The 9,212-nt window shown below is 72.2% G+C and carries 10 protein-coding genes; 3 read left to right on the forward strand and 7 right to left on the reverse strand.

What is annotated here, in order from left to right; genetic code table 11:
* The first annotated feature begins 45 nt into the window (after positions 1-45).
* Positions 46-669, forward strand: coding sequence for a TetR/AcrR family transcriptional regulator (locus ACFWZH_RS25870; RefSeq protein ID WP_384435759.1), 624 nt, complete (start codon positions 46-48; stop codon positions 667-669).
* On the opposite strand, the gene ACFWZH_RS25875 is transcribed toward ACFWZH_RS25870, so the two are convergent.
* The 7 genes from ACFWZH_RS25875 to ACFWZH_RS25905 form a co-directional block, all read right to left on the reverse strand.
* Entirely contained in the window at positions 638-1,888 is a 1,251-nt protein-coding gene (locus ACFWZH_RS25875) for an FAD-dependent oxidoreductase (protein ID WP_384435762.1), read from the reverse strand. The two genes, ACFWZH_RS25870 and ACFWZH_RS25875, sit on opposite strands and share 32 nt — an antisense overlap.
* Before the next feature lie 94 nt (positions 1,889-1,982).
* The gene (locus ACFWZH_RS25880; protein WP_384435764.1) at positions 1,983-3,002 is read right to left on the reverse strand and encodes a hemolysin family protein; all 1,020 of its coding nucleotides are present in this window, start codon (positions 3,000-3,002) and stop codon (positions 1,983-1,985) included.
* The gene (locus ACFWZH_RS25885; protein WP_384435766.1) at positions 2,999-4,342 is read right to left on the reverse strand and encodes a hemolysin family protein; all 1,344 of its coding nucleotides are present in this window, start codon (positions 4,340-4,342) and stop codon (positions 2,999-3,001) included. The genes ACFWZH_RS25880 and ACFWZH_RS25885 overlap by 4 nt, the downstream gene beginning before the upstream one ends.
* Positions 4,343-4,532: 190 nt before the next feature.
* Positions 4,533-4,955 carry a GNAT family N-acetyltransferase gene (locus ACFWZH_RS25890; protein ID WP_384435768.1) on the reverse strand — a complete coding sequence of 141 codons (423 nt, stop codon included), beginning with the start codon at positions 4,953-4,955 and terminating at the stop codon, positions 4,533-4,535.
* 237 nt (positions 4,956-5,192) lie between these two features.
* Positions 5,193-5,495: a hypothetical protein gene (locus ACFWZH_RS25895; protein ID WP_384435771.1), complete on the reverse strand. Its 303-nt coding sequence runs from the start codon at positions 5,493-5,495 to the stop codon at positions 5,193-5,195.
* A gap of 168 nt (positions 5,496-5,663) precedes the next feature.
* Entirely contained in the window at positions 5,664-6,554 is an 891-nt protein-coding gene (locus tag ACFWZH_RS25900; protein WP_384435774.1) for a TIGR03621 family F420-dependent LLM class oxidoreductase, read from the reverse strand.
* Positions 6,555-6,665: 111 nt separating this feature from the next.
* Positions 6,666-8,147 carry an APC family permease gene (locus tag ACFWZH_RS25905; protein WP_384435777.1) on the reverse strand — a complete coding sequence of 494 codons (1,482 nt, stop codon included), beginning with the start codon at positions 8,145-8,147 and terminating at the stop codon, positions 6,666-6,668.
* A 201-nt stretch (positions 8,148-8,348) separates the two neighbouring features.
* Between ACFWZH_RS25905 and ACFWZH_RS25910 the strand changes: the two genes are divergently transcribed.
* Positions 8,349-8,624 (forward strand): toxin-antitoxin system HicB family antitoxin, encoded by a 276-nt coding sequence (locus ACFWZH_RS25910; protein WP_384435780.1) that lies wholly within the window; start codon positions 8,349-8,351, stop codon positions 8,622-8,624.
* Positions 8,621-8,992 (forward strand): fic family toxin-antitoxin system, toxin component, encoded by a 372-nt coding sequence (locus tag ACFWZH_RS25915; protein ID WP_384435783.1) that lies wholly within the window; start codon positions 8,621-8,623, stop codon positions 8,990-8,992. The genes ACFWZH_RS25910 and ACFWZH_RS25915 overlap by 4 nt, the downstream gene beginning before the upstream one ends.
* The last annotated feature ends 220 nt before the right edge of the window (positions 8,993-9,212 follow it).

Consider the following 9,212-nt stretch of genomic DNA (forward strand, 5'->3'; position numbering starts at 1 on the left):
TCTGAGGTGCTCCGAACAGCCAGGAAAGGGACAGGTGGGCGCGCGATGACTCCCCGCCGGGGCGACGGCCCCGACGCGCTGACGTTCACCGAGCGGGCCCGTCGGCAGCAGCTCGTCGAGGCCACCATCGACCTGGTCGCCACCCGCGGCTACCCCGCGACCTCGCTGTCGGCGATCGCCGAGCGGGCCGGGCTGTCCAAGGCCGCGGTGCTCTACCACTTCTCCTCCAAGGACAACCTGACCCGGGCGGCGCTGGAGCAGGTGATGGGGCAGTTCAGCGCCCATGTCACCGAGCGGCTGGCGCAGGCGTCCGGCCCGCGCGAAGCGGTCATCGCCTATGTGCGGGCGATGGTCGGCTATCAGCAGGCCAACCGCCGCCATGTCCGCGTGATCACCGAGATGCTGCTCGACGACGAGGGGGGCACCCGGCTCAAGACGCCGGGCTCGCACGACACCCACGACCGCTGGCAGACCCTTGCCGCCCTGCTGACGGAGGGTCAGCAGGCGGGCGTGCTGCGGAAGTTCCACGCACCGACCATCGCGCTGGCCATCGGTGGGGCGATCGACGGGGTGATCGCCCACTGGCTGGCCCACCCGGAGCTCGACCTGGACGCCGCGGCGGCGGAGCTGGTGGAGTTCACGCTCCACGCGATCGAGCCGCGGGGCTGATCCGCCGGGCGAAGGCGGGCGCGCGCTCGGGACGGACGCCGACGCCGCCCAGATAGCCGGTCACGGTCCGCAGCGGCGGCACCCACCGCAGCAGCCGCATCGGCACCGGCAGGCGGTCGCCGTCGAGCGTGCCGGCCAGCGCGGAGCGGATCATGGCGTGCTCGGCCCGCTGGGACCTCTGCACCACCGTCGTCGGCAGCTCCCGCCGCCGCTGCACCCGGGCCGGCTCCGTCGCCCCGACCCGGCCCCGGCGCAGCGGTTCGGCCAGGATCCGGGCCGCGGCGACCGCGTCCTGCAGCGCAAGATTGACCCCCACGCCACCGACCGGCGACATGGTGTGCGCGGCGTCCCCGATGCACAGCAGGCCCGGCCGGTGCCAGCGCCGCAGCCGGCCGAACGTCACCTCCAGCAGCTTGACGTCGTCCCAGGAACGGATCGCGCCGGTCACCTCGTCGTCCCAGTCGAACAGCGCGCCCAGCCGGTCCCGCAGCCACTGGATGTCGTGGGCGCGGAGCTCGGCGTCCCGGCCCTTCTCGATCAGGTAGGAGGTCTGGTAGTACGTGCCGCGGTCCATGGCGACGGCCGCCTGACCGCCGCCGAAGCGGGCGAAGACCCGGCCGTCCTTCAGGCCGTCGGCGGGGGCGTCCACGCGCACCTGCCAGACGTCCATCGGCACCTCGAACTGCTGCTGCCGCAGCCCGGCCGCCCGCCGCACCACCGAGTCCCGCCCGTCGCAGGCGACGGTCAGATCCGCGGCCAGCTCGCCGGGCGCTCCGTGCTCGTCGAGGAACCGCACCCCGGTCACCCGGCCGCCGTCGGTGCGCAGCCCGGTGACCTCGGTGCGCATCCGCAGGGTGAACCCCGGCTCCTCGGCGCCCGCGCCCGCGAGCAGATCGAGGAAGTCCCACTGCGGCACTATGGCGATGTACTTGTGCCGGCCCGGTATGCGCCGCAGATCGCCCATCACGACCGTCGTGCCGCCGATCCGCGCCCGCATCTGAGTCAGCTTGGCGAACGGCAGCCGCGCGAACGCCTCCCCGAGGCCGAGCTCGTCCAGCAGCCGCAGGGTCGACGGGTGGATGGTGTCCCCGCGGAAGTCGCGCAGGAAGTCCCCGTGCTTCTCCAGGACGGTCACCTCGACGCCGGCCCTGGCCAGCAGCAGTCCCAGCATCATGCCGGCGGGTCCCCCGCCCACGATGCAGCAGGTCGTGCGGTCCATGTGCATGCCCCCTCAACGCGCTTCCAACCGATCGGTCAGCAATCTAACCGATCGGTCAGGCGCGTCGGGACCCGGCCCCGGCCCTCCCCTCCCGTCAGCCGGCGGGCCGCTGCAGCACCAGCTCCCTGAGCACGTCCTCCATCGTCACCAGCCCGGCCAGCCGCCCGTCGTCGCCGATCACCGCGGCCAGATGCGTACGCGATCCGCGCATCGCCGTCAGCACGTCGTCCAACGGCGTGGCGGCCTTGACGCGGGCGATCGGGCGCAGCGCGGCAACCGGGAACGGCAGGTGCCGCGGGGAGGCGTCCAGGGCGTCCTTGACGTGCAGATAGCCCAGGATGCGACGGGTGTCGTCGAGGACGGGGAAGCGCGAGAAGCCGGAGTCGGCGGCCAGCTGCTCCAGTTCCTCGGGGGTGGTCCCGGTCCGCGCGGAGACGACTCTTTCCGCCGGCAGGACCACGTCCCTGACCGGGCGGCGGCCCAGCTCCAGGGCGTCCCGCAGCCGCTCCCGGGCCCGCTCGTCGAGCAGCCCGGCCTGCTGGGAGTCCTCGACCATCTTCGCCAGCTGGTCGTCCGAGAAGGTCGCGGTCACCTCGTCCCTGGTCTCCACCCGCAGCAGCTTGAGCAGCCCGTTGGCGAGCGCGTTGATGCCGAAGATCACCGGTCGCAGCGCCCGGGTGAGCGCGACCAGCGGCGGCCCCAGGATCAGCGCGGTGCGCACCGGCTCGGCCAGCGCGACGTTCTTCGGCACCATCTCGCCGAAGAGCATGTGCAGGTACGTGGCCAACGACAACGCGATCACGAACGAGATCGGGTGGATCAGCGTGTGCGAGATCCCCACGGCGCGGAAGACCGGTTCGAGGAGGTGCGCGATGGCGGGCTCGGCGACCGCGCCCAGGACCAGCGTGCACAGCGTGATGCCCAGCTGGGCGGCCGCCAGCAGGGCCGAGACGTGCTGCAGCCCCCACAGCACACTGGTCGCCCGGCGGTCACCGCGCTCGGCGTACGGCTCGATCTGGCTGCGGCGCACCGAGATCATGGCGAACTCGGCACCCACGAAGAACGCGTTGACGACCAGCGTCAGCAGACCCACGAAGAGCTGGAGCGCGGTCATCGGCCGGCCCCCGTCTCCCGCTCGGCGCTGCTGCCGGGCGGCGGGGCGTGCAACAGCACCCGCGCCGCGCGATGGCCGGAGGCGTCCAGTACGTCCATCGACCAGCCGGCCACCTCAAGGCGGTCGCCGGTGACCGGTATCCGGCCCAGCTCGGTGGCGATCAGGCCGGCGAGGGTCTCGTAGGGGCCCTCCGGCAGCCGCAGGCCGATCCGCTCCAGCTGGTCGGTGCGTGCCGCGCCGTCGGCCTGATAGACCTCGCGGCCCTCGGCGTCGGTACCGGCCGGCGCGAGGTCGGGGGTCTCCATCGGGTCGTGTTCGTCGCGGACCTCGCCGACCACCTCCTCGACGATGTCCTCCAGCGTCACGACACCGGCCGTACCGCCGTACTCGTCGATGACCACGGCCATGGTGCGCCTGCCGGACAGCCGGTCCAGCAGCCGGTCCACGCTGAGCGTCGCGGGGACCAGCAGCGGTTCGCGCAGCAGCTCGGACACCGGATGGCGGGGGCGGCGGTCGGCAGGGATGGTCAGCACGTCCTTGATGTGCGCCACCCCGACGACGCTGTCCAGGCTGCCCCGGTAGACGGGGAACCTCGACAGCCCGGTCGCCCGGGTGGCGTTGGCGACGTCCTCCGCGGTGGACTGCACGTCCAGCGCCATCACCTGCACCCGCGGCGTCATGACGTTCTCCGCGGTCAGATCGGGGAGATTGAGGGTGCGGACGAACAGCTCCGCGGTGTCGGCCTCCAAGGCGCCCTCCTTCGCGGAGTGCCGGGCCAGCGCCACCAGTTCCTGCGGGCCCCGCGCCGAGGCGAGTTCCTCGGCGGGCTCCAGGCCCATCCGGCGGACCGTGTGGTTCGCGGTGTTGTTGAGATGCCTGATGAACGGCTTGAACGTGGCGCTGAAGCCGCGCTGGGCCGTGGCGACCCTCTTGGCGATGGCCAGCGGACTGGAGATCGCCCAGTTCTTGGGGACCAGCTCACCGACGACCATCAGGACGACCGTGGAGATCGCCGTACCGAGCACCAGGGCCAGCGACTGTGCGGCCGCGCTCGGCAGTCCCATCGCGTCCAGCGGCCCCGCCAGCAGGGTGGCGATCGCCGGTTTGGACAGCATGCCGATGACCAGGCCGGTGACCGTGATGCCGAGCTGGGCGCCGGAGAGCTGGAAGGTCAGACCGCGGACCGCTTTGAGCGCGCTGTCCGCGCCCCGCTCGCCGCGCTCGGCGGCGCGCTCGAGGTCGCTGCGCTCCACGGTCGTCAGCGAGAACTCGGCCGCGACGAAGACGCCACAGGCCAGGGTCAGGAGGAGCGCCACGCCCAGCAGGAGCAGGTCGGTCATCGAGTCACCTCCGTCCCATGATCGAACACGATCGGGAGGTTTGCGCAATGTCGCCGGGTTGCTCGACAACTGGGAGGCTCGCCCATGGTTGGACGCTCACACACCTTTCACCGGAGTAGCGGAACCACCATGGTAAAGGCTTGGCAAAGCCGAGAGTGTCGGAGAAGCCCACCCGGGCAGGCCCCGCCCCTCAGACCAGCGGCTTGGTCCATCGCCGCCAGTGATCCTCACGCCGGTACCCCGCCGCGGCCCAGACATGGTGGGCCGGCTCGTTCGCCTCCAGCACCATGGCGTCACCGCGCCGCCCGCCCAGCGCCACGAAGCGCTCTTCGGCGGCTTCCAGGAGGGCCTTCGAGACGCCCTGCCGGCGCCGGGACGGGTGCACGGCGAGCCGGTACAGCGACGCCCGCCAGCCGTCCCAGCCGGCGATCACCGTTCCGACGAGCACCCCGTCCGCCTCGGCCAGGAGCAGCGCACCGGGGTCCCGTTCGACCAGGCGCACCACCCCGGCGACATCGTCGCTGATGCTGGTCCCCTCGGCGGCGGTCTTCCAGAAGTCGAGCACGGCCCCCGCGTCCGCGGGAACGGCCGAGCGGATATCTATGTCGATCATGGCATCGAGCCAAGCACCAGCCGGCCCCGGTGCGCCAGTCCTTTCCCGGGTCGCCCGCGCCGATACGGCGCTGCCTCCAGGCCCTGAGCAGGACCTGGAGGCGAGGGCGGGTGCGTTCCGCGGACCGCTGTGGCGCAACGACGGGGACAAGGCCGCGCGGGCACCGATCGTCCCCGGGAGCGCGGGACCGCGATCCCGGTACGGGCCCGGTGCGGCGTGGGACGGGAGCCGCCCCCGTCAGACGGCGCCGCCGGTGTGCGGCGCCGTCTCGGCGTTGTCGAGCAGGGTCAGGTCGATGCGGCAGAGATGGGCCCGGTCGATCGTGTCGCCGATCACCCCGCCGGTCACGATGTGACCGAGGAGGCCGGTACTGCCGTTCTGCTGCTCGGGCACCTGGCAGGTGCGGTTGGCCTCCGCGTAATGGCTCGAACGGTTCGAGGTGGTCGGGCTCGGCTTGGCGGCCCAAGCGCTGCCCATGGACACACAGCCGGCCGCCATGACGGCCGTGAGCACCGTGGCGACATGTCTCTTCGTCAGCATCATTTCTACCTTCCCCGGTTGGGACAGCAAGGCCGCGCGGTTCCGCACCGCCGCCGGAAGGTCTTCCACTGCGCTGCCCGGGGAGACCGCATCGCCCCCGGAATCCGCCCTTTCGGCGCACGGTGCGGCGACCGGCCGGCGAACCCGACCGGCCACCGCCCCGCCGCGTCAGCTGCCCGCCAGCTCTTCCAGCACCGGTGCGAAGGTCTCCAGGAACGGGTCCAGGACGGTGATGTAGGAGAAGCCGAAGCGCTCGCGGCGCTCCCGCAGTTGCTCGGCCATCTGCTGGGGCGTGCCGATCAGCAGCGTCGGGGCCGCCAGCGCCTGCTCCTCGTCCAGGCCGACGTCCAGCGCGGCGATCTCGCGGGCGGCGGCCCGCCGGTCGTCGGTGACCTGGACCCGCTGCACGAGGATGTTCAGCTCGGCCGGCTCGGGGCGGTCGGCGGCGTACTCCCGGTACCGGTCCACCGAGGCGGCCAGCTCGTCGGCCGGCATCAGCTCCAGCTTCGCCTCCGGCTCATCGCGCGCCGGACGGCCGCCGGTGAACGCCGCGATCTCGGCGTGCCGCGCCGCCAGCCGCAGCATCCGCGGGCCGTTGCCGCCGATCAGCAGTGGCGGCCGCGGCCGCTGGGCCGGCTGCGGCACATGCCCGGCATCGCCCAGCAGCCGCTCCAACTCCTCGATGGTGCGGGCGAGACGGTCCACCCGCTCGCCGGGCGAGTGCCAGGGCAGCCCGGCGGTCTCGTGCTCGGCACGCACATACCCCGTACCCAGGCCGAGTTCCAGCCGCCCGCCGGTCAGGTCGTCCGTGGTGGCCACCTCGCGGGCCAGCAGCGCCGGGTTGCAGAACCCGGCGTTGAGGACGAAGGTGCCCACCCGCGGCCGCTCGGTCGCCTCCGCCGCGGCGACCAGCGCGGGGAACGGCGCCGGCATCCCCAGATGGTCCGGGACCAGCAGGACGTCGTAGCCCAACTGCTCTGCCCGGCGGCACTTCTCGCGCCATCCGGCGCCCGAGTCGAGGGTGAGCATGTTGATGCCGAAACGGGACGGACGTGGCATGAGGCCCCCTTGAGGAACACGCGGCGTCGAACGTGACCGGTCACCGCCCATGCAACCATGATCGGCTCGAACGCCGAAGACCACAGGGCCCGTTGACCGTCGACCACCGCCCTACCGGCGCGGACCGGGCTCGGGCTGATCGTGGCCCGGCTGCGGGCGGATGCGCTGGACGACGTACCCGGCGGCGGCGACGGCCAGGAGCAGCGCGACCGTGCCGAGGGTGAAGGTCTCGAAGGCGAAGCGGGAGACGCCCCAGGTCGCCCGGAAGTCGTACGGAATGCCGACGAACGCCTCCAGGGTGCCGGGGAACAGCGCCACCCATGCGCCGAGCAGGATCCACGCGTAGACGAGCAGGTTCGCGAGGGCGAAGCCCGGGGTGCCGAAGGGGACCCGGTAGGGGCGGGGCACCTCGCGGTGGCGCAGCCGCAGCGCCAGCAGCGCGGGGATCACGGCGATGTAGGAGAGCAGCAGAGTGGTGATCGCGACGGTCAGCACCACACCGAAGATCGCCGAGGCGTCCCCGCTCGCCAGGTTCATCGCGGCGGCCATGAACAGGGTGGCGGTGACGCCCGACAGCAGATTCATCCGGACCGGAGTGCCCAGCCGGGGATGGAACACGCCCAGGGCCCGGCTGAAGAACCCGCCGTCGGCGGCGGCCATCGCCTGCATCCGGTCCGCGACGATCATCCAGGCGCTGCCCTGCGTCACCAGCGCCACCGCGAACAGCACGGCGACGAAGGTCAGCAGCGGCCCGCGCCAGCTCCCGTAGATCCCGAAGACCAGCCGCGCGGCGTCCATGAACCCACCGACGCCGGTGACCTGCCCGGCCGGGGCGACACAGACGATGGCCAGGATCGGCAGCAGATAGCAGCAGGTGGCGATGGCGCCGGACAGCGCGATCGCGACCGGCACATCGCGCTGCGGATCGAGCATCTCGTCCCCCGCCGCGTTGGGCGCCTCGAATCCCACGAACGCGAACAGCAGGACGGGCACCAGCGCCAGGAACCCGGCACCGCTGGGGGAGAAGGCGGCGCTCTCCAGGCCCCGGAAGCCGTGCTGGACGCCGTACGCCACCGCCGTGGCCGTGAAGAACGCCAGCGCCAGGACCTTGGCGCCGGCGCCGGCCGTGGTGATCCACTTACCGCGGCGCAGCGAGACCACCGCGGTGAGAATGGCGGCCCAGATGAACACCAGCTTGAAGACGTAGTCGGCCACCGTCCCCGAGCCGAGCGGAAAGACGAAGCCGTCCCAGGCCTCCGCCGCCACGAAGACCAGCGAACCGCCCAGCCACACGGGATTGGTGACCCAATAGAACATGGTGGTCAGCGCGGCCGCCAGCCGCCCGAACGCCACCTCCACCCAGACGTACGGGCCGCCCTCCTGCGGGAACGCGGCCCCGGTCTCGGCGAACATCAGCGCGTACGGCAGCAGGAACGCCACCGCGATCACGGCGATCCAGGTGACGGCCTGCCCGCCGCCGGAGGCGATCTGCCCGATCACATCGAACGAGATCACCGCGGCGACGCCCATCGCCATGATGTCGAAGCGGCGCAGACTGCGCTTCAGATGCGGGACGGGTGGGGGGACGGACACTGCGGTGGTCCTCCTGAGGGCCGAGCGGTCGCGGGCGGTCCGGTCAGTCGTCCGACGGTTCACATCGTGCGGCATCGACTCCGGCAGCATCGGCAGCGGCACGCGGGCGCACGGGCACGGGGGCGCACGGGCCGCCCGCCCCCGCCCCGAGGCCGGCGGCGATGCTTGCCGGTGCTAGCGGATGCGCGCTAGCGTGGAGGGGTGGCGAAGACGCAGCTGAACGTCCGGGTGGACGAGGCCACCGCCGAAGCGGCGCGGGAGCGCGCCCTGCAGCGGGGAGTGAGCATGAACCGCTATATCGAGGAACTCGTCCTCAAGGACGCCGGCGAGGTCGGCCAGACCTTCGTCGAGGCCGCCTCGGACTTCATGAAGCAGTACGAACGGGTCTTCGCCGAGGAATTCGGCCCGGAGACGCGCGGTGCCCCCGGCCGTACGGCCCCCGCCGACAGCCGCGAAGGGCTGCCGGGCACCACGTGAACCTGCGCATCGACCTCGCCTGGCTCCTGCTCATCGCCGAACAGCACACCCCCGGAGACCCCCAGGTCACCGACTGGGGCGCCCTGGTGGCCGCGGTCAGCCGGCACGAAGCCGAGATATTCGGCGTGCCGGTGTATCCCGAGCCGCATGATCGCGCGGCTTGTCTGCTCCAACTCCTGCTCCAGGTACCGGCGTTGGAGCGCTCGAACGCGATGTTCGCGACCGCCGTCGCGTACGGATACCTCGTCGCCAGCGGCCTGAAGATCGCCACCTCCCCGGAACAGGTCCGCGACCTCGCCCGCCTGGTGAAGGACGGCACGGCGGACGTCCATGCGATCGCGGAGGAACTGCGGGCCTGGACGGTGTAGCTGCGCTTGGCTGCTTCCCACGTTGTCGGCTGCGGCACCGTGTGCCTTGTCGCCGTTGCGCCTGCGGCCCTTTCGCTGCGCTTTGCTGCGGTCGACTTTTCTGGCTTTCCCGCCGTGGGGGTCTTTCGCCGTTGCGCCTGCGGCGGGCTGGGTGCCGCTGCGCGGGGCGTTTTCGGCAGCGGGTGCGCCCCTCCGGACTCCGTCCTGCGGTCCGCCCCCT

Source organism: Streptomyces sp. NPDC059008 (assembly GCF_042749045.1).
Lineage (GTDB): Bacteria > Actinomycetota > Actinomycetes > Streptomycetales > Streptomycetaceae > Streptomyces.

Excerpts from the sequence above, each read along its gene's own strand:
- ACFWZH_RS25870 (WP_384435759.1), top strand. The coding sequence starts at position 46 with ATGACTCCCCGCCGGGGCGACGGCCCCGACGCGCTGACGTTCACCGAG.
- ACFWZH_RS25875 (WP_384435762.1), bottom strand. The coding sequence starts at position 1,888 with ATGGACCGCACGACCTGCTGCATCGTGGGCGGGGGACCCGCCGGCATG.
- ACFWZH_RS25880 (WP_384435764.1), bottom strand. The coding sequence starts at position 3,002 with ATGACCGCGCTCCAGCTCTTCGTGGGTCTGCTGACGCTGGTCGTCAAC.
- ACFWZH_RS25885 (WP_384435766.1), bottom strand. The coding sequence starts at position 4,342 with ATGACCGACCTGCTCCTGCTGGGCGTGGCGCTCCTCCTGACCCTGGCC.
- ACFWZH_RS25890 (WP_384435768.1), bottom strand. The coding sequence starts at position 4,955 with ATGATCGACATAGATATCCGCTCGGCCGTTCCCGCGGACGCGGGGGCC.
- ACFWZH_RS25895 (WP_384435771.1), bottom strand. The coding sequence starts at position 5,495 with ATGCTGACGAAGAGACATGTCGCCACGGTGCTCACGGCCGTCATGGCG.
- ACFWZH_RS25900 (WP_384435774.1), bottom strand. The coding sequence starts at position 6,554 with ATGCCACGTCCGTCCCGTTTCGGCATCAACATGCTCACCCTCGACTCG.